Source organism: Sphingopyxis sp. 10G20-10, assembly GCF_057365075.1.
Window position 1 is genome coordinate 2,599,136 of the sequence record NZ_CP195117.1, and the last position, 19,641, is coordinate 2,618,776.

Consider the following 19,641-nt stretch of genomic DNA (forward strand, 5'->3'; position numbering starts at 1 on the left):
TAGTGTCGGCCACATTCTCCCGCACATAGATTGGCAGGCACATCATGCAAGGCGACGAAAAAGTCATCGAATTTTTGAACGACGCGCTCAAGAATGAGCTGACGGCGATTAATCAATATTGGCTGCATTACCGGATGCTCGACAATTGGGGCGTAGCGCGGCTCGCCGAATTTGAGCGGCATGAATCGATCGACGAGATGAAACATGCCGATCAACTCGCCGACCGCATTCTCTTTCTGGGCGGGCTGCCCAATTTCCAGATGCTCGGGCGGCTGCGCGTCGGGGAAACGGTCGAGGAAATATTGAAATCCGATCTCGCGCTTGAGGAAGAAGCGATCCCGTTGCTCCGTGATGCCATCGCGCATAGCGAAAGCGTCCGCGACTATGTCAGCCGCGATCTATTCGCCTCCATTTTGGAAAGCGAAGAAGATCATGTCGACGAGCTGGAAAAACAGTTCGACCTGATCGAACGGATGGGAATCGAAAATTACATCCAGCTGCAGTCAAAGCCTGCCGGCGAAAGCTGAACCGATACAGATATCGGAATAGCCGCACCCCGCAGCCCCTGTTTCCAACAACTTGGGCGGCGGGGTGTTTTTTTGCTTGTCATTGCGAATTATTCGCAATAGCATTAACTCCTCAGTCCCCTCCTCCGGCTGGCTGTCGCTTGCATCGGCAGCCAGCCATTTTTCTCACGTCTCCGGCCCGGCATCGGGATTGTTTATAGCCTGGACCGCCCCACCAAGGATGCACCATGCCAAGCTGCGACCTGATTGACCGGCTGACCCGGTTACCCAAAATGCGGCAGGTACCGGTCGAGGCGGCGCAAGCCGTGCTCGCTTTGCGTTTCAGCATATTATGCCACCGCGCCGACCGCGATCCGTTCCCCGAACTAAAGCGTCGCTGGGGCAATGCACAGGCGGCGCAGCGCTATCAATTGGTGGTCGAGGCCATAGGGCAATGCTGGCCCGAACCCTTTGCCGTCGCCCCGCCCTGCTGTCCGCAGCTGAGTTTTGACGAGGCGATGCTCGCCGATATGGTTGTGGCTGTGAACCGGGGGAACAGGGCGCGCTTTGACCGGATCACCGGCGAGATGTTGGGCGCCGACGCGCGCGCCTTGCTCTATCGCACGCTCGAAATCTTTGACGACGCGCGCGCGTCGGGTGCGACCTAACCGCCCGCTCTTCGTTCGTCGCCGACCGGTATCATTTCTCTACTTTGTCGCTGACAGCTTTGATGACCAGCGCCTTGTTATCGACAAGATATTGCTTGGCCAGCGCCTGAAGCTCGGCAGGCGTTGCCGCTTCGACTTCGGCAATACCTTTCCGGCTGCGATCGAGCCGATCGGCGTGGGTGGTCGCCTGCGCCACATAGCGTAGCCAATAACTATTTTCGCGCCGCGCCTTGACCATCGCTTCGACGAGCGGTTTGCGCGCACGGTTCAGCAAATCGGCGTCGACGGGGGCGTCGCGCAGTGATTTCGCGATGTCAAAGATTGACGCCTGGGTCGCGGCCAGATCCTTGTAATCGACATTGCTGGCGGCAACCAGATGACCATAGCCCGGATAATCGTCCGACAGGTCAGCGCCTGCACCGGGGCTATAGCTTTCGCCCAAGCGCTCACGCACTTCATCTGTAAGTTTCAATTGCATGACTCGGGCAAGCAGGTTGAGCCGCATGGCTTCGCGCAAATTGCTGTCATCGCGCGCGGGCCAATAGACGCGCAGTTCGGCCTGATTCGCCGGACCCATGTGGGTCAGCGTGCGGGGGCTGGTGTCGGTGGCATAGGTCCGTTGCCGCGCGTCGGTGCGCGGATCAAAACTAGCGCGCCGTTCGGGAAGCGCGCCAAAGGTCGCCGCAATCGCGTTGATCGCCGCCTGTTCGTCGATATCACCAACCACTCCGATTTCGATTGCTCCATGTTGCAGACTATCAGCGATGGCTGGCTTGAGATTGTCCCAGTCAAGCTTCATCATGGCCGCGAGCGGCGGCGTCTGTTCGCGCGGATCATCATTGGCGAGAATACCGTCCACATCGCGGCCCATGACCGCAGCGGGCGTGGCATCATTGGACGCATATTGCTGTGGCAAATAGCGACGAATGAGCGCCAGCCCGTCGGCGCGATAGCCCGGATGGGTCACAAAGGCGGCCATCAGATCGGCCTGCAGCCGGAAATCCGCCGGCGATGTTTGAGCCGTACCGCCGAAAGCGTCGGATCCGCTACCAAAGGCCGGATCGACCGTCGTTCCCGCCAAAATGGTGCGCAGATCGTCAAGGCTGTGTGCCTCCAGTCCGCCAACATAAAGCGAACCGGCGAGGGCCACCCGTGTCGGATCGTCGCGGGTTTCCAGCAGGTCACCACCATCAACGCGCACCGACAGCAGGACATTGTCCTTCTTGAAATCGGTCTGTTTAATATTGAGCATGACATTATTGGCAAAACGGACGCGACGGATCCCCAGATCGGCGATGCGTTCGTCACTGACCACCTTCCCCGGCTTTCCAAAGTCGGTATAGGCAAAGGCCGCCGCCTTAGTGACGGCTGGCGCGGCAACCGCAACCTTTTCGGAGGTCTGAAGCGCAGCGAGGACGGCCTCTGTCCCGCCGGGGATGGGTTTTTTGGCGGTTACGCGGACCAGCGGTGCGCTCAGCCCTGCCATGCGTTTGTGAAAGGCCGCGCTGACCGTTGCGGCGTCGAGCGATGGCGCGACCGCCGTGAACAAGGCTTGCGATGTTTCGGGCCTGGTGAAGACAAATTCGCCCTTGGCTGCACTCACCAATATGTCCGCCAGCTTTTCGCTGCGCCGTGTGTCGACCCCCGCGACCGCATTACGCAATCCGGTGCGACGGTTGGCAAGCTGTTCATCGACCTCTGCCTGGGTAAAACCAAATTCGATCGCGCGGCGCTGTTCCTGTTCGATCAGGTCGAGCGCCTGTTTCCATGCGCCTTCCTTGGCGATGGCGCGAACCCCCGCCTGGTCAAAGACTTTCCAGCCTTCGGATTCCTGAAAAGCGCCCGCAAGGATCGGAGAATCCTCGGCCAGCGCCAATTTGCCCAAGCGGCGGCTGAGGATCGCTTCGCCCATTTCTTCGGCAAGTGTGCGCGCACGCTTTGCTTTGGTGTCCGGTTCTTCGACCCACGGCTTAAACGCGGCGATGCTGACCCCGTCGTTGATCGCCGGGTCAATGAAGTCATCGGCGGCGCTGGCGCGCGCATAATCAATATGACCGATGTCGGGGTCGGGTCCGGCGGGGCCGCGCCCCTTCCAATCGGCAAAGCGTGCCTTCAGCTTGGCCTCCATCACCGCCGGATCGAAATCGCCGACAACAACCAGCGTCGCGCGCTCGGGCCGATAATAATGGTCATAAAGATCGCGCAGGCGCGATGCAGGCGCATTTTGAATGACGTCGAGCGTCCCGATCGGCAAGCGATCGGCGACGTGCATCTTTGGCATTTGGAACGCGAGTTGATCGACAAGGCTGCGCAATTGAAACGTATCGCGCGCGCGCCGTTCTGAGAGGATAACGCCGCGTTCGCGGTCAATCGCTGCGGGATCGAGCGTCAGTTCGCTCGCGGTTTCGCGCATCAGCATCAACCCGGTGTCGACAAGGTCATCCGAAGCATTGGGCAGGTCGAGCTGATAGACTGTCTGGTCAAACCCTGTCGACGCATTGGTGTCGGCGCCAAAGGCCAGCCCCTTGCGCTCGAGCAGCTTGACCATTTCGCCTTCGGGAACATGGGTCGATCCGTTGAACGCCATATGTTCGAGGAAATGCGCGAGGCCGCGCTGGTCCTCTGACTCGGCGAAACTGCCGACATCGAACCGCATCCGCATCGCGACGCTGTCTTTTGGTGTGCTGTTCTTGAGCAGCGCATATTTCATGCCATTGGGCAGCACCCCAAAAACGACATTAGGGTCGACGGCAATGTCGCTATCGGCAAAATTCCACGCGCGCGCAGCAGCCGTCTGCGGATTGATGTTCGCGTCAACAACCGGGGCTGTGCTGGCTGTTTGCGGAGCCGCTTGCGGCGTTGCGAAGGCAGCAGAAAAGAGGAGCAGGGGCGAAAGGGCCGCCGCAGCGCGCCATAATATGGAGGATTTCATAGCCACTCTGTGGGCCAAGGCAATAAAGGGGTCAAGTCGCGGGCCAGCAACAGAATAGTTGCTTTTCGACCAACGACGACCGAGCATCGACCAACAGCGCAAAAATTCAGACGTCAAAAAATCAAACGTCAAATAACGTCAAATAGTGAATCCTGCGCCCTACCCGCCTTTTTTCTTGCGGTGGCTGTCGAGGTCAAGAACAGCGTTATCGCCGCCTTCGGGCAGCAGCCCCAAACGCCGGGCGACTTCCTGATAAGCCTCAACCTCTCCACCAAGGTCGCGGCGGAAGCGGTCCTTGTCGAGTTTTTCGTTGGTCGTCATGTCCCACAGGCGACAGCCATCGGGGCTGATTTCGTCGGCGAGGATGATGCGGCTGAAATCGCCGTCATAGAGCCGGCCGAACTCGAGCTTGAAATCGACGAGGCGGATGCCGACCGCGGCGAACATGCCGCACATGAAATCATTGATGCGGATCGCCATGTCCTGAATATCGTGCAATTCTTCCTGACTGCACCAGCTGAAACAGGCGATATGCTCTTCGGCGACCAGCGGATCGCCCAGCGCGTCATCCTTGTAGCAATATTCGATCAGCGTGCGCGGCAGCGCGGTGCCTTCTTCGATGCCGAGGCGTTTCGACAGCGTTCCCGCCGCCGTGTTGCGCACGATGACTTCAATCGGGACAATCTCGACCTGCCGGATCAGTTGTTCGCGCATGTTGAGGCGGCGGATGAAATGATGCGGGATTCCGATATTGCCGAGCAGCGTGAAGACATGCTCGCTAATCCGGTTGTTGAGCACGCCCTTGCCGTTGATCGTGCCGCGTTTCTGCGCGTTAAAGGCGGTCGCGTCATCCTTGAAATATTGGATCAGCGTCCCGGGTTCGGGGCCTTCATACAATATCTTGGCTTTGCCTTCGTAAATCTGGCGACGACGGGCCATGGGCTTCACTTTCTGTCGAGATCAAATAACAGGCCCCGGCGAGAGCGACTCAAGCGAGGCGCTACGCCGGGGCGATGGCCGCCCTATAGCGCGGCATCATCGGCGCGTCATCCTCCGCGTCACCGCCGTACAGACAGGCTTGCGCGCCGCGTAATCACTGGCACTATGCAACCCATGACAAGCTATGACCAGATTCGCCTCGACGTGACCGAGGGCATTGCCCTCCTCACGCTCCATCGTCCCGACCGGATGAACGCCTTTACGACCCAGATGATGCAGGAAATCGTCGCGGCGCTCGACGAATGTGATGCCGACGACAAGGTGCGCGCGGTGATTTTTACCGGATCGGGCGACCGCGCCTATTGCGCGGGGGCAGACCTCAGCGCGGGCGCCGCGACCTTTGACTATGCCAAGCGCACCGACAAACAGGTACTGGCCGATCCCGCCATCACATCCAGCCCGGTCGGCGAAGATGGCAGTATCGACTGGTCACACCCCCTGATCCGCGATTCGGGCGGGCGGGTGTCGATGCGGATTTTCGACTGCAAAAAACCAGTTCTGGGCGCGATCAACGGCGCGGCGGTGGGCATTGGCGCGACCATGACGCTGTCGATGGATGCCCGCATGGCCAGCGATAACGCGCGATACGGCTTTGTTTTTGCACGGCGCGGGATTGTTCCGGAAGCCGCATCAAGCTGGTTCCTGCCGCGCCTTGTCGGCATCGCGACCGCCGCCGACTGGTGCTATTCGGGACGGCTGATCGACGCCGAGGAGGCCCATGCGGCGGGACTGGTTCAATCGGTCCACGCGCCCGGCGAGTTAATCGACGCAACAATTGCCAAAGCGCGGCAGATGACATCCGACAGCGCGCCGGTGTCGGTTGCGATGACGCGGCATATGCTGTGGCGGATGCTCGGCGCGCCGCATCCGATGAGCGCCCACCGCTGGGACAGCCGCGCCATCTTCGCCCGCGGTCGCAGTACGGACGCCGCCGAGGGCGTCGCCAGCTTCCTCGAAAAACGCCCCGCCAGTTTCACCGACAGCGTCGCCGAGGATTACCCGTGGTTTGCGGAGTTTGAGGATAGTCCGCCTTATAGTTGAGAGGGGGGCTCTTGTGCTCGCGCGGAAAGCAGCATGTGGGTGAGCAAAAAATCACAGATGACCGTTAGCGACCAATTGCGGCCGCTCAATGCGTAAGCAGCGCTACACACAAACGGACATTGAAGCCCTACCCAAGTTAGCGTAGTTACTTGCGCATATGGAGTTTCAAGGAGTGTTCCACCATCGGGTCGGCGGCAGACGCGACCTCCAAAGGATAGCTCGCCCACACAAGTTGGCCGCGCTCCGGGTTCTTCCAGAAGTACACGATCCATTTCTCGCCAGCTTTAGCAAGCGGCTGCCCATCATCGCATGCCGCACTTCCCCAACCTCGCTCGAATGTCACCGTGTTCGGCTCAAACGAGCCACGTAGTAGGAGGTCAACGCTTGCTGTCGCCGACCACGGATGAGCGTCCGAAATGGGTTGTTGCGTGTATTTCGCCTCGGTAATAGTAACAACAGCGACCGACGAGAAAATTCCTTTCTCGTAAGCTCCGTGCAAATTCTCTTCGGCAGACAAGCGAACGCGGCAAGCCTGAACTGGTACGCTGGCCAACGCGAGGGCGCATCCGATAGTGGTAGCGAGCCGAGCGTATAGCATCATCGTTCTCCCTGACATTCTTACCCTTGGCTTGTACGATACATGTGCTTCCCTTAACGGCCGCTTTCCATCTAGCGACGACGATAGCTGCCTGTCAGGGTTCCACCTTAATTGCGGACCTTCCCAATTGCATAGCTTAGCTATCCTCTTAATCCCCAACACCCAAAGCTACGCCACATCATATTTCCGCCGCCCCCGCTGCACCGTCATGCTGTGCGTTTTTGCCCCCAGCGTCTTGGCACGGATGCTGTCCATCATATGCCAGTTGGCGGTCACTTTATCGGGCGACAGGGTGACGCTCACGTAACCGCGTTTTTCGGTGTTCGCCCATTGCAGTTGCGGCGATGAGGCGCGCAGGGCCGATACCCGCGCCGGATCGGCCACCCCCGGTGTATAGGTTTCAAAGCCGGGAGACGTAACGCTGTGGCCGCCGATTTCGATGCCTGCCGGTCGCTTATCCTGCTCCAGATCAAACGCCCAGGCGTTGTGGCTGTCACCCGACAGCACAACCAGTTCGGCATCGGCGGCCTGTGCGGCGGACAAAAAGCGTCGCCGCGCAGCGGGATAACCGTCCCAACCGTCCATATTGAGCGGAAGCCCCGCCTTGGCCGCCATTTGTGCGGTTTGGACGCGGCGCAAAATCGGTTCGGGCAAGGTCGGACCGAACCAGTCCTTGGCCGCTGGCGGAGTGAACAGGCTGCCCATGACGACCTGTTGCGCGCAAACCTGCCAGCGCGTCCCCGACGTCACCGATGATTTCAATGTCGCGGCCAGCCATTGCTCCTGCTCGGAGCCCATCAACTGGCGCGCGGGGTCAATATAGGCGGTCTCGCTGAAGCGCTTTAGCGTCGTCTCGGGATCGCTGCCGGTCGCGGCGATGGCATCGAGGTCGAATTGCTGATCGCGCGCGGTGACGCGGGTTTCAGGCATGATGATCGTCGCCAAATTGCCGATCTGATAGTGGCGCCAGCGGCTGTCGCTGACCGGCAGCCATTCACGATAGGCTTGTTCCGCCGCTGCCATACGTGCCGACCAAGCCCCCTCGCCCGCATTATGATTTTCTGCGCCGCCTTTCCATGTGTCATTGGCAAATTCATGGTCGTCCCATTGGGCCACCATCGGGAACAACTGGTGCAGTCGTGCCAGATCGGGGTCGCTGCGGTAACAGGCATAGCGCAGACGATAATCAGCGAGCGCGATCAGTTCGTTGGTCGGCTGAATATCGCGTCCGGGCAGCGCTTCGCGGGCCGAAGGATATTCGCCGACCTTATATTCATACAGATAGTCGCCGACCTGAACCACCAGATCGATGTCGTTCCGCGCCGCCGCATGGCCATAGGCGTTGAACCAGCCGAAGGGCAGGTTCGCGCAGGAAAAGAGCGCCAAGGTGAAGTTGCTCGTCGCACCTTGCGGCAAAGTGCGCGTTCGGCCCACCACTGATTTCGAGCCATCGGGCGCGACAAAGCGATAATAATACCAGCGATCGGGCATCAAATTGTTGACGACAATCTTGGCCGTGAAGTCATGCGCCGCCATCGCGGCCACCGTTCCCCCGCCGCGAACCTGCGTGAAATCGGCGCTGTCCGACATTTCGACCGTCAAACTGGTATCGCCCGCCGCCGCATAGCGCGTCCACAACAGCACCGAGTTGGGGCCGGGCTCGCCACTCGCGACGCCGTGGGTGAAACCCTGCGCCATCATCGCCGCCGCCGCACCGGGAAGCGACAACGCCGCCAGCCCGACAGTGCCGAGTTTGATGAGATGGCGACGGTTTATTTCAGCCCAAAGCGGGTGCATTACATCTTCTCCTAATTACCGGTCCTACCGGCTATCCCATCGCCCCTAATGTCAGCAGCAACAGCCCGAACAACAGCACCGCCATGACGCAAAAGACAAGCAGCAACAGGGTGCGAAACAGCGCAGCGCGCCGCGACGAGCGATAGGCACCGCGCAACTGGCGATACATATGAAGGGGGACATAAAGCGCGGCGAGGAACGATATAAGCTCGCCAAAAACTGTCAGGTCCAGCAGCCGCACCGCCACAAACAAGAGCAGCATGAAGCTGATCGAATAGGTGATGAAAACGAAATGGTCATAGGTGTGGAACCGGCGACTGAAAGGATAGAGCAGCCATAAAAACGGCAGCGACAAGGGGATCAGCGCCCAGGCAAATTTATAGGCATTGGCCTGAAGCTTGTAGAGCATCAGCCCCGGGTTATCCTTTGCCTTTTGCAAACCATGATCGACAAAATTGATGCCGGTTTCAAGGTTGAGGATGTTCTGATTCTCTTCTTGCGGCTGACCCTTTGCTTCATCAGCGGCCTTGTCCTTGCCTAATCCCAAAACGTCAGCCGTTCGGACCAGGGTTGCGCGCTGGTCGGTCAGGTTCGCCGCGTTGGCCGGCGAAAGATCAGCCGCAGCAAGTTGCTCGTCAATCTTTGCCAGCTCTTGCTGGATCTTGGCGCGCGCAGCCACTGTTTGAGAAACATCGGCCGCCGCAGCTTGCAGACTCGGCGTGGCTCCGCCGCCGCTACCGACAAATGCGAGGACCGCATAGGTCAGGAATACCGCGAACAGGAACAGCGACAGGGGCGAAATAAAGCTCGCCCGCTCGCCATGGATAAAGCGCCGCGTCAGATCGCCCGGCCGCCAGGCAAGCATCGGCAATGTGTTCCACAACTTGCCCTCGAAATGGAAAACGGCATGGACCAGATCATGGCCGATGGCCCCGAAACTGCGGTGGATGACCGCGCGTTGTCCGCAATGCTGACAATGGCTGCCGACCAATGATGTGCCGCAATTGAGGCACCGTGCGCGCATCGCCGCATGGTTGCCCGCTCCATGGGTCGGCTCAACGGCATGGCCCACCAGCCCCGCCGTCACCGCATCCCCAATATCGCCGATATCCCCGCTCATGCCGCGCACCCTAGCATCGCGGTCGGGCTGCGCAACGGGACTTTCGCGCCGGTGTCAAAGCGTGGTAGAGTGGGGTATGACTGTAGAAACCCTCTCCCCCCCGCCGCATGTCGGTGATGCCGACAGCTTGATCGCCAAAATGGGCACAAAAGCCCGCGCCGCCGCCAAGCAACTTGCCATCCGTTCCACCGCCGCAAAGGCACAGGCACTGCAATCTGCTGCGTCCCATTTGCGCGCGCAAAGTGACACCATCCTGACCGCCAATGCCGCCGATATGGACGCGGGCAAGGCCAGTGGTCTGTCCTCGGCGATGCTCGACCGGTTGCGGCTCGACGACGACCGGCTGGCCGCGATTGCCGATGCCATTGATGCGGTTGCCAAACTGCCCGATCCGGTGGGACAGCAAATCGACAGCGTCACCCGCCCCAACGGGCTGGAACTCAGCCGCGTGCGCGTTCCGCTGGGCGTGCTCGGTATCATTTACGAAAGCCGCCCCAATGTCACCGCCGATGCGGCGGCGCTGGGGCTGATGTCGGGCAATGCCGTCATCCTGCGCGGCGGCAGCGAAGCCGTGCATTCGAATCGCGCCATCCACGCCGCCATCGCCGACGGGCTGGTCGCCGCCGACTTTCCGGCTGAGGCGGTCCAGCTTGTCCCGACGCAGGACCGCGCCGCCGTTGGCGCCATGCTGCGCGCGCAGGGCCTGATCGACATCATCATTCCGCGCGGAGGCAAGGGACTGGTCGCCCGCGTACAGAACGAAGCGCGCGTTCCCGTGCTCGCCCACCTCGACGGCATCTGCCACCTCTATATCGACGGTGCCGCCGATCATGACAAAGCCGTGGCGCTGGCGGTCAATGCCAAGATGCGCCGTACCGGCATTTGCGGTGCGACCGAAACCATCCTGATCGACCGCGCCTTTGCCAATCCCGGCGCCATCGTAACCGCGCTGCTAGGCGCTGGCTGCGAAGTGCGCGGCGACGCCGCGATTGCCGCGCTCGATGCGCATGTCACACCCGCCGATACCAGCGACTGGGACGCCGAATATCTCGACGCCATCGTCACCATGGGTCAGGTCGACGGCTTGTCGGGCGCGCTCGCCCATATCGACGCCCATTCCAGCCACCACACCGACGCGATTGTCACCGAAGACAGTGCCGCCGCCGAGCGGTTCCTGACCGAGGCCGACAGCGCGATCGTGATGCACAATGCCTCCACCCAGTTCGCCGACGGCGGCGAGTTCGGGCTGGGCGCGGAAATCGGGATTGCGACGGGGCGGTTGCACGCGCGCGGTCCTGTGGCGCTTGAGGGGCTAACGACCTATAAATGGCAGGTGCGCGGGACCGGACAGGTGCGACCCTGACCAAGCGGGCGAACTTGCGCAAAATCCCCACCGGTCTTCTTGGCGGCAGTTTCAATCCCGCGCATGGCGGACATCGCGCGATCAGCCTGAACTGCATCGATGCGCTCGCGCTGGACGAGCTGTGGTGGCTGGTGTCACCGGGCAACCCGCTCAAACCCGCGAAGGGCATGGCGCCGCTGCCTGCGCGAATCGCTTCGGCGCAGCGCATGGCACGGCGTGCGCCCATTCGCGCCACGGGAATCGAGGCCGAATTGGGCACGCGCTACACCATCGATACGCTCAAAAAAATGGTGCGGCGCTACCCCGACCGACAGTTTATCTGGATCATGGGGGCCGATAATCTGGCTCAACTGCCCCGTTGGCGCGACTGGCGGGGGATTGCACGGTTGATGCCGATTGCGGTTGTCGCGCGTCCAAGCTATAATGGCCGGACCCATGCAGCCCGTGCCATGGGTTGGCTGCGGCACTTTGTCCGCCCCGCAGACCAGAAAAAGCATTGGACAGACTGGAGACCGCCCGCCCTCGTGTTCCTGCGATTTTCGCCCGATGTGCGATCCGCAACTGCGATACGGCAGGCCAACCCCCGCTGGTTCGAACAATATTCTGGTCGCGCGCCCCGCGATCCGCTGACCCGTTCGCGCCTGCGTAGCCCCACAAAGAAAGGACCGCTTTGATCCCTGCCGAAATGGATGCCGCGCCTGGCGCCGCACCCGCCAATGACAGCGTGGATAAACTCCACGCACTGATCCTCCACCAACTGGACGAAGATCAGGCTCAGGAGACCATCTCCATTCCGCTCGCTGGAAAAAGCAGCATCGCCGATCATATGGTGATCGCGAGTGGCCGGTCGACGCGCCATGTTTCCGCCATCGCCGACAAGCTGGCGCAGCGGATCAAAAAGGAAGCCGGACGCAGCGTGCGTGTCGAGGGATTGCCCAATGCCGATTGGGTGTTGATCGATGCCGGCGATGTGATCGTCCACCTGTTCCGCCCCGAAGTCCGCAGCTTTTACAATCTGGAACGCATGTGGTCGTTCGGCGACGCCCCGCCTGCAGCGGCGGCGAACTAATGCCTCGCGCCCGCTAGCCATACAGTGGCGGGCATGAAGCTCCATATCATCGCCCGCGGGCGCATAGGGCGCGGGCCAGAGGGCGATTTGGTCGAACGCTATATGAAACGCGTGTCCTGGCCCCATAAAATCACCGAATTGCCCGACAGTGGCGGCAAAATTCCTGCCGCGCCGTCCAACAGCCGCACCATATTGCTCGATGAAACGGGTGAGCAAATGGGATCGCTCGACCTAGCCAAACTGCTCGAAAGCTGGCGCGATACCGGGGTGCGCGAGGCGCGTTTTCTTTTGGGTGCCGCCGAAGGCTTCACTTCCGATGAACGGTCAGGTGCCGACAAGACCATCGCCTTTGGCCGCGCGACATGGCCGCACCTGCTGGCCCGCGCCATGCTGGCGGAACAATTGTGGCGCGCGGTGAGCATTATCGCCGGACATCCCTATCACCGCGAGGGCCAGCAATGAGGCGCCCGCTGGTCATATTGGGGGCTGTAGCGGCCATGCTGGGCGGCGGGTTGGCGCTCGCGCAGAGCGACATTTTCGACCCCGAACAGATCGCCCAAAAAGAACGCGCGCAGCTGATAGCCGCCAAACATCAGTCCGCCGCCGCGATGAAACGCAGCAACGAGCTGGAAGGGCAAGCCAAGGCCGCGCGCAGTGAAGCCGACCGGTTGAAAAAACGCAGCGCCGCCCTCGCCGCGCGTATCCAATCCGCCGAGGCCGACATCAGCGCCGGCGAAGCGCGGGTCAAACTAGTCGGTCGCAGGCTAGCAGAGCAGCAGGCACGCCTTGCCGAGCAGCAAAAACCGCTGCTCACCCTCACCGCATCACTCCAGCAATTGAGCCGCCAGCCACCGCTAACCGTGCTTGCGCAGCCTGGCTCCTTGCGCGACATGATCCATGCCCGTGCCATACTTGACGCCGCCATGCCGGTAATCAACCGCCGCACCGCAGGCGTGCGCCGCGAACTGGCGCAATTGCGCGAAGTGCGCGGGCAACAGACGGTAGCGCTGCGGGTGTTGAGTAGCAGCCGGTCTCAATTGACCCAGCGACGCGACGAACTGACGCGGCTGGAAAATGTAGGTCGCTTGCGCTCGCAGGCGCTGATGAGCAGCGCGCAGCTCGAATCGGACCGCGCCCTGGGGTTGGGCGAAAAGGCGCGCGATATTGTCGAATTGATGGACGATTTAGAGGACGACAGCGTGACCCGTGCGCGTCTGGCGTTGCTTGCTGGTCCGCTGCCGCGCCCCAGAGACCCGACCAATGCCAATTTTGCTGACGCCGCCCCACCGCCCCCGCCCGAAGAGCTGAGCCGCGGTGCCTATCGCCTGCCCGTAGTGGGTCGCATCATCACTGGTCTGGGCGAAGTGACCAAAAGCGGTGTGCGGTCGCGCGGGCTGACCATTGCCGCCCGTCCCGGCGGTCAGGTTGTCGCCCCTGCCGCAGGTCGCGTGCTGTTTGCAGGCGATTATCGTGGCTATGGAAAAATCATCATCATCGATCATGGCGGCGGCTGGACCTCGCTGCTCACCGGCCTCATCGGCCTGTCCGCCAGTGTCGGCGATACGATTGATGCCGGAACCCCGATCGGACGCGCCGGATCGAACGACAGTAACATTACCGTCGAATTACGCCGCAGCGGGCGCCCGGTCGATATTGTCGCGATGTTGGGATAGGGTGATTAACACCTCCGCCCCGCCCTGCCCCGTTTCGGGATCGGCAGCTTGACCTCGTCGCAATTGCGTTGGAGACTGGCGACAGAAGGTTTATAACCGACTCCCGATATCTCTTGTTGAAAGATGACCATGGCCGAAACCACTCCCGCCCGCGCGTCGCGCAAAAACCGCTTTGCCTTCTGGCAGGGGGCCGCTGCGCTCAGCACCCTCGCGCTGGTACCGTTGGCGACGGGCGCGATGGCCACGGTGGATGCCTCGACGCAAAATGAAATCTCGCGCTTTATGGACGTGTTCCTCGAAGTGCGATCCAACTATGTCGAGCCGGTCGATGATGACAAATTAATCGAAGGCGCAATCAATGGGATGCTGGCCAGTCTTGATCCGCATTCGGGCTATCTTGATGCCCGCGACTATTCGAACCTGCGTACCCAGACCGACGGCGAATATGGTGGGCTAGGCCTGTCGGTGACGATGGAAGATGGCGTGGTCAAAGTGATCGCACCGCAAGCTGACACCCCGGCCGACCGCGCGGGCATCAAGGCGGGCGATTATATCACCCATATCAACAAGGAACTGATTTTCGGCCTGACGCTCGACGAAGCGGTCGAACAGATGCGCGGCAAGCCGGGCACCAAAATCGACATCACGGTCGTTCGCGAAGGCCATGATAAGCCGCTCGAAATGGCAATTACCCGCGAAATCATCGACCTGAAGCCGGTAAAATGGGAAGTCAGCGGCGATGTCGGCGTGCTGACCGTTTCCAGCTTTTCGGCTGACGCGACCACCGATCTGAAAGCCGCGATGCTGGCGGTCGAAAAATCGCTCGGACACCGCCCACGCGGCTGGATTCTGGATCTGCGCTCCAATCCGGGCGGCCTGCTCGACGAAGCCGTCGGCGTGTCGGACCTGTTCCTCGAACGCGGCGAAATCGTCTCGCAACGTGGCCGCCGCAAGGGTGATATCGAACGCTATTTCGCCGAGCCCGGCGACTATGCGCATAACTCGCCCGTCATTGTGCTGATTGATTCGGGCTCTGCCTCCGCATCGGAAATTGTCGCGGGCGCGCTGCAGGACCAACATCGCGCCGTGGTGATGGGCGAACGCAGCTTTGGTAAGGGATCGGTGCAAACCGTGTTGCCGTTGACCGACACGACGGCGCTGCGCCTGACCACCGCGCGTTACTACACGCCATCGGGTCGCAGCGTTCAGGAAGGCGGGATTAATCCCGACATCCGCGTTCCGCAGATCAGCGACCCCGATTATGCGTCGCGACCCAAGTTCCGCGAAAGCGACCTGCGTCGTCACCTCGTCAATGAAAAGCGCGTCGATAACAGCCTGCTTGAAAAAGATGAGAAGGAAGATCCCCGCTTTAGCGCCAGCCCGGAAGAGCTGAAAAAAGAGGGTATCAAGGATTTCCAGCTTCATTATGCGCTGCAAACCATCGGCCGCATTTCGCCATCGGCTCCGATGATGGCGCAGGGCAGCAAGACGCCCGCCAAGCCGACCCGCCGCAACTAGAGCAACCGCGATGCTCTCATCCCGATACGCCGCACCCATCGTCGCGCTGATCGCTCCGATTCTGCTTTATGGCGGTGCACTGGTGTCGCAATATGGCTTTGGCCTTCACCCGTGCGAAATGTGTTATTGGCAGCGCTGGCCGCATCAGGCCGCCATGTTGCTCGCCGCTGTCGCGCTATTGCTCCGCCGAAATCCTGTGGCGATGCGCGGACTGACGCTGCTCGCCGCCATCGCCATTGCGATCAGCGGAGTCATCGGCGTGTTCCATGCGGGGGTCGAATATGGCTGGTGGGAAGGGCTGACAACATGCAGTTCGGCGACCAGCGGGCCAATTTCGCTCAATGACATCATGGCCGCTCCGCTCATTCGCTGTGACGTGGCGCAATGGACCTTGGGGCCGATCTCGCTTGCCGGATTCAACGCGATTTTCTCGATCGGCGCGGCGGCGCTTGTCTTGACCTTGCTGCGTCGGCAGCCCACATCTTCGGTATGACGAGCGAAAAAACGCAAGCCCCGAAAGATGCCTCCATGGATGCGCGCAAAGCGTCGATGATCCGCGTCGATCAGGCGGGCGAATATGGGGCCACACGCATCTATGCCGGTCAGTTGGCGGTGATGGGTGATCGCCACCCCGCCGCGCGCGACATCGCCCATATGGCCGAGCAAGAGGAACGGCATCGCCGCTTTTTCGACGATATGGTGGCCAGGCGCGGGGTGCGCCCGACTGTATTGCAACCGATATGGAATGTCGCGGGTTTTGCACTGGGGGCGGCAACCGCCGCTTTGGGGCCGCGCGCTGCCATGGCCTGCACCGCCGCCGTCGAAACCGAAATTGACCGCCACTATCGCGACCAACTCGACGAGTTGGAAGACAGCGACCCCGAACTCAGCACCGCCGTTGCCGATTTTCGCGCCGAAGAGCTGGAGCATAAGGCGGTTGCCATTGCTTCCGGCGCCGAAAGCGCCCCCGGCTATCCGCTACTCAGCTTTGCCATCCGCGCCGGCTGTCGGGCAGCCATTGCGCTGTCCAAGCGTATCTAGATGTGAGGAACGGCGCATCTGTTCATGGCGGGTGCAGCCAGCCACTGGCACGATGCCAGCATAGACGAAGGATTTTATGATGACCCGCCCGCAATTAGCCGCCGCAATGATATTGGCCACCACCCTTTTTGCTCCGCCCCTTGCCGCGCAGGAAACAGGGCCAGAGGGTGAGAAGATCAATCAGGTCATCGTCTATGGCGACGACAAATGCGAACAAAGCAGTTCCAACGAAATCGTTGTGTGCAGCCGCTTGCCCGAGGAAGAGCGTTTTCGCGTCCCGAAGATGTTTCGTGGCGGCAGCCCGACCGACCCGCGCAATCAGGCATGGGCCAATAAGGTCGTCGCACTGGAACGCGTTGGCCGCTTTGGCACCGACAGCTGCTCACCGACCGGACTTGGCGGCTTCACCGGCTGCACCCAAGCGCTGGTCGCGGGGGCCGAGGCTGAAACCAAAGCCGCCGACAAGACCGACTGGGAAGCCATGATCGCCGACGAGCGCGCCAAGCGTATGGCGGGAATCGACGCCGCTGCGGCAAATGTCGAAGCCGCCGTTGAAGCGGACCAGAAAGCCATGGTGGAACGCCAGCGCAAAGCCGCCGAACTGGAAGAACGCGGCGGCGCACCAGCCCCTGACGCAAGCGACGACAGCGACAGCGAAGGCAACCCCGACGCCGAACCGCTGCCCATGCCAGAGCCGCGATAAGGCCCGAGCCCAGACCTCGATTCTGACCCTAGTTATTGCGGGGCGTCCATAGAGGCTTGTCGCCGCCATTTTGTAGCAAGCGGAAAAGCAGGCCTAGGACTACACCCACGCCAATCGCAATTGTTAAGTCTATGACGACGGTCAGGACCAATGTCGTGACAAGCAATATGCGATCGGTCATGGGAGCGCGCCAATAGTGCGGCCATTTCTCCACCTCCGCCATGTTCCACGCCGTCAGCAACAAGATGGCCGCCAACGCCGGCATCGACAGCTTGCCAACCCAGCCTGCCGCCAGCAGCATCATCAGCAGTATCGTTAGCGCATGCACCATACCCGCGACCGGGGTTTTGCCGCCCGCGCGCACATTGGTCGCGGTGCGCGCTATCGCGCCGGTCACCGGCATGCCGCCGAAAAATGACGAGGCCAAATTGCCATAGCCCTGCGCCATGAGTTCGGCATTGGGACGATGATGCCCCTCGATCATCCGGTCGGCAACAATGGCCGATAACAGGCTTTCAATCCCTGCCAGAAAGGCGATGACAAAGGCCGATGGTAGCAATTGAACAAGACGCACGACCGTTATATCCGGCACAATGACGGCCGGGAAATGGGTCGATAAAATGCCATAGCGGGACTGAATGGAATCGACCGGAAGCGCCAGCCAGATTGCCAGAAGCGTGGCGAGACAGACCCCGATAATCGGTCCGGGCAGGCGCGGGGTCCAGCGGCGCATTCCGATCATCACAATCAGCGCGGTCACTGCGATGCCCACCGCCGCCGGACTGATACTGGCGCGCGCGCCCCATAGGGCCGCCAGCTTGGGCAGAAAATCGGCAGGCAGCGACGCAATCGACATGCCCGACGCGTCCTTGACCTGACTAAAGGCGATGATGATGGCGATACCGATGGTAAAGCCGTCGATGACGGCTTCGGGGACATGGGCGATTAATCGGCCAGCCCGAAAAAACCCGGCGATCATCAGGATCACTCCGGCCATTAAGGTTGCCAGAACCAACCCGTCATATCCATGACTGGCAATCACGCCATAAACCACGACGATGAAAGCGCCGGTCGGCCCGCCGATCTGAACCCGGCTTCCACTCGACAGAGATATGACGAATCCGCCGATGATGGCGGTCACAATCCCCTGTTCTGGTGTGGCACCTGACGCGATGGCAATCGCGATACACAGCGGAAGCGCCACCAAAGCGACGGTAATCCCTGCCTGCACATCGCCCCGGAACAGAGACCAGCTATAGTCTTGGATGGTCGTCCAAATTTTAGGCTGTCGCATGGGCGGCCATTATCAACTGGATTTCTGCGCCGCCACCCAATTTTTACCCTGCACATCGCGCACGTCGTGCGGCACTGCGCCCTGAACCGGCAAAGCACAGCCCAATGCCAGCAGAGCAAAACCGACCATCAACCCCGACTTGTGCATTCCCCTGTCCTCCCTCATGGTTATGGGATCATGGAGTTACGGAGGGGTGCGTAAATGGCCAGTCGGCTGAGTGGATTCTTTGGCGCAAAAGGTACGCGCTATACAAAGTCGAAACAGCCCGACATGCTGGAGCGTATCTGCGGCCTGCTTGCGCTTGTCCTTTTGGGCTTCGTCGTTGTGGCAGTGGCGCGCGGCCGCGATCAATGGGCGCAAATTCCATGGCAAGTCTGGCTGCATCTCATCACGATTAGCGCAGCGCTTGCAATCACGCCCTTTATGATGCTGCGCCGCAGGGGCGACCGCCTCCACCGCATGATGGGATGGGTCTGGGCGTCGCTTTTGTTCATCACTGCGCTGGTCAGTTTCAACATGCGTTTCATCAACCCCGGCGGATTTAGCCTGATCCATATCCTGTCGGTGCTGACCGTCATTGGCGTGCCTGTGCTGGTCATTTCCGCGCGCCGCCACGATGTCCGGCGCCACCGCGGTCAGGCGCGGGGCTTTGTTGTTGGCGCGCTGTTGCTGGCCGGTTTTTTCACCTTTCCCTTTAATCGCCTGCTGGGGTCATGGTTGTTTGGCTAAGCGGAGCCGGACACTTGTTTCTGATTGCATATGGTCCGCTCGGCGTAACTCTGTTGCGAAAATGGGGCCAATGGAGAGGATATATTAACCGAATCGGCGCATCCTCCCTTGACTCGATGATTTTTGGCTGAATACGTAGGGTTTATGGGAATCGCCAGCCGGGGAGGCTGAAACATGGCATCAACATTCGGACCACGCCTATGGGGGCGTTCAACGCAAAGCGTACCAGCGGCGCGCAGTTTGGGTCGACGAATGACGTGGCACGCCGCCGCCGCCCTGCTGGCCTTTACTGCTCTGCAAATCTGGCTTGTGACCAGTGCCGTCGCCGATGGCGCACCGACCGCTTTCACCGTCATTTCTCTTGTCATGCTGATCGCACTCGCGGTGCCGCTGGCCCGGCGGGTTGAACGGCACTGGTATCACCTCAGCCGTCAGGCCCTCGCCAGCTGGGGCCTGCACGCCCGGTTCCGCCGCGATGTTCGCCGTTTGTGGGTTGCCGCTCTGGCCATCCCCTTTTTGTGGGTCAGCGGGGCGCTCGCCGCCACGCAGGCGATTGCTGCAATCGCGAGCTGACGGCACGCCGTTCAAAA

21 protein-coding genes are annotated in these 19,641 nt (G+C 60.9%); 14 read left to right on the forward strand and 7 right to left on the reverse strand.

From position 1 onward, the window contains the following. Nucleotides 1-44 precede the first annotated feature (44 nt). Together bfr and ACR3XE_RS12630 are read left to right on the forward strand one after the other, a co-directional pair. The gene (bfr, locus tag ACR3XE_RS12625; protein ID WP_473699847.1) at nt 45-527 is read left to right on the forward strand and encodes a bacterioferritin; all 483 of its coding nucleotides are present in this window, start codon (nt 45-47) and stop codon (nt 525-527) included. Between the two features lie 227 nt (nt 528-754). Then, complete coding sequence (locus tag ACR3XE_RS12630) at nt 755-1,174, forward strand: addiction module antidote protein (protein ID WP_473699846.1); 420 nt, start codon at nt 755-757, stop codon at nt 1,172-1,174. Nucleotides 1,175-1,205: 31 nt separating this feature from the next. Here ACR3XE_RS12630 and ACR3XE_RS12635 read toward each other — a convergent pair whose 3' ends face one another. Together ACR3XE_RS12635 and purC are read right to left on the reverse strand one after the other, a co-directional pair. After that, the gene (locus ACR3XE_RS12635; RefSeq protein WP_486186027.1) at nt 1,206-4,106 is read right to left on the reverse strand and encodes a M16 family metallopeptidase; all 2,901 of its coding nucleotides are present in this window, start codon (nt 4,104-4,106) and stop codon (nt 1,206-1,208) included. A gap of 159 nt (nt 4,107-4,265) precedes the next feature. Further along, nucleotides 4,266-5,045 carry a phosphoribosylaminoimidazolesuccinocarboxamide synthase gene (gene purC / locus ACR3XE_RS12640; RefSeq protein ID WP_473699844.1) on the reverse strand — a complete coding sequence of 260 codons (780 nt, stop codon included), beginning with the start codon at nt 5,043-5,045 and terminating at the stop codon, nt 4,266-4,268. A 174-nt stretch (nt 5,046-5,219) separates the two neighbouring features. Between purC and ACR3XE_RS12645 the strand changes: the two genes are divergently transcribed. Continuing rightward, a complete protein-coding gene (locus ACR3XE_RS12645) occupies nt 5,220-6,146 on the forward strand; it encodes a crotonase/enoyl-CoA hydratase family protein (protein ID WP_473699843.1) in 927 nt (308 codons plus the stop codon). A 145-nt stretch (nt 6,147-6,291) separates the two neighbouring features. Here the strand turns inward: ACR3XE_RS12645 and ACR3XE_RS12650 are convergent, their stop codons facing one another. From ACR3XE_RS12650 to ACR3XE_RS12660, 3 genes are all read right to left on the reverse strand, one after another. Further along, nucleotides 6,292-6,699: a hypothetical protein gene (locus ACR3XE_RS12650; protein ID WP_486185782.1), complete on the reverse strand. Its 408-nt coding sequence runs from the start codon at nt 6,697-6,699 to the stop codon at nt 6,292-6,294. A 213-nt stretch (nt 6,700-6,912) separates the two neighbouring features. Next, nucleotides 6,913-8,541, reverse strand: a complete 1,629-nt coding sequence (locus ACR3XE_RS12655; RefSeq protein ID WP_473699841.1) for an alkaline phosphatase D family protein — start codon at nt 8,539-8,541, stop codon at nt 6,913-6,915. Nucleotides 8,542-8,572: 31 nt separating this feature from the next. Further along, nucleotides 8,573-9,661 carry a DUF3667 domain-containing protein gene (locus ACR3XE_RS12660; protein ID WP_473699840.1) on the reverse strand — a complete coding sequence of 363 codons (1,089 nt, stop codon included), beginning with the start codon at nt 9,659-9,661 and terminating at the stop codon, nt 8,573-8,575. A 76-nt stretch (nt 9,662-9,737) separates the two neighbouring features. Between ACR3XE_RS12660 and ACR3XE_RS12665 the strand changes: the two genes are divergently transcribed. The 9 genes from ACR3XE_RS12665 (at nt 9,738) to ACR3XE_RS12705 (ending at nt 17,028) form a co-directional block, all read left to right on the forward strand. Continuing rightward, complete coding sequence (locus ACR3XE_RS12665) at nt 9,738-11,024, forward strand: glutamate-5-semialdehyde dehydrogenase (protein ID WP_486185783.1); 1,287 nt, start codon at nt 9,738-9,740, stop codon at nt 11,022-11,024. Continuing rightward, nucleotides 10,988-11,698: a nicotinate-nucleotide adenylyltransferase gene (locus ACR3XE_RS12670; RefSeq protein ID WP_473699838.1), complete on the forward strand. Its 711-nt coding sequence runs from the start codon at nt 10,988-10,990 to the stop codon at nt 11,696-11,698. Before ACR3XE_RS12665 ends, ACR3XE_RS12670 begins: the two co-directional genes overlap by 37 nt. Nucleotides 11,699-11,709: 11 nt before the next feature. Then, the gene (gene rsfS / locus ACR3XE_RS12675; protein WP_473700290.1) at nt 11,710-12,093 is read left to right on the forward strand and encodes a ribosome silencing factor; all 384 of its coding nucleotides are present in this window, start codon (nt 11,710-11,712) and stop codon (nt 12,091-12,093) included. A gap of 33 nt (nt 12,094-12,126) precedes the next feature. Further along, on the forward strand, nt 12,127-12,555 hold the full coding sequence (locus tag ACR3XE_RS12680; protein WP_473699837.1) for a 23S rRNA (pseudouridine(1915)-N(3))-methyltransferase RlmH: 429 nt from the start codon (nt 12,127-12,129) through the stop codon (nt 12,553-12,555). Continuing rightward, nucleotides 12,552-13,766 (forward strand): murein hydrolase activator EnvC family protein, encoded by a 1,215-nt coding sequence (locus ACR3XE_RS12685; protein ID WP_486185784.1) that lies wholly within the window; start codon nt 12,552-12,554, stop codon nt 13,764-13,766. Before ACR3XE_RS12680 ends, ACR3XE_RS12685 begins: the two co-directional genes overlap by 4 nt. Before the next feature lie 129 nt (nt 13,767-13,895). Beyond that, on the forward strand, nt 13,896-15,284 hold the full coding sequence (locus ACR3XE_RS12690) for a S41 family peptidase (RefSeq protein WP_473699835.1): 1,389 nt from the start codon (nt 13,896-13,898) through the stop codon (nt 15,282-15,284). Nucleotides 15,285-15,294: 10 nt separating this feature from the next. After that, on the forward strand, nt 15,295-15,777 hold the full coding sequence (locus ACR3XE_RS12695) for a disulfide bond formation protein B (protein ID WP_473699834.1): 483 nt from the start codon (nt 15,295-15,297) through the stop codon (nt 15,775-15,777). A gap of 35 nt (nt 15,778-15,812) precedes the next feature. Then, nucleotides 15,813-16,325, forward strand: coding sequence for a demethoxyubiquinone hydroxylase family protein (locus ACR3XE_RS12700; RefSeq protein WP_473699833.1), 513 nt, complete (start codon nt 15,813-15,815; stop codon nt 16,323-16,325). Between the two features lie 76 nt (nt 16,326-16,401). Further along, the gene (locus tag ACR3XE_RS12705; protein WP_473699832.1) at nt 16,402-17,028 is read left to right on the forward strand and encodes a hypothetical protein; all 627 of its coding nucleotides are present in this window, start codon (nt 16,402-16,404) and stop codon (nt 17,026-17,028) included. A 28-nt stretch (nt 17,029-17,056) separates the two neighbouring features. Here ACR3XE_RS12705 and ACR3XE_RS12710 read toward each other — a convergent pair whose 3' ends face one another. Both ACR3XE_RS12710 and ACR3XE_RS12715 read right to left on the reverse strand, forming a co-directional pair. Further along, a complete protein-coding gene (locus tag ACR3XE_RS12710) occupies nt 17,057-18,322 on the reverse strand; it encodes a SulP family inorganic anion transporter (protein ID WP_486185785.1) in 1,266 nt (421 codons plus the stop codon). A 12-nt stretch (nt 18,323-18,334) separates the two neighbouring features. Beyond that, nucleotides 18,335-18,469: a hypothetical protein gene (locus ACR3XE_RS12715; RefSeq protein WP_473699831.1), complete on the reverse strand. Its 135-nt coding sequence runs from the start codon at nt 18,467-18,469 to the stop codon at nt 18,335-18,337. 54 nt (nt 18,470-18,523) lie between these two features. Here ACR3XE_RS12715 and ACR3XE_RS12720 point away from each other — a divergent pair, with 54 nt between their 5' ends. Next, nucleotides 18,524-19,051: a DUF2306 domain-containing protein gene (locus tag ACR3XE_RS12720; protein WP_473699830.1), complete on the forward strand. Its 528-nt coding sequence runs from the start codon at nt 18,524-18,526 to the stop codon at nt 19,049-19,051. Between the two features lie 252 nt (nt 19,052-19,303). Then, a complete protein-coding gene (locus ACR3XE_RS12725; protein ID WP_473699829.1) occupies nt 19,304-19,624 on the forward strand; it encodes a hypothetical protein in 321 nt (106 codons plus the stop codon). Nucleotides 19,625-19,641: the final 17 nt, after the last annotated feature.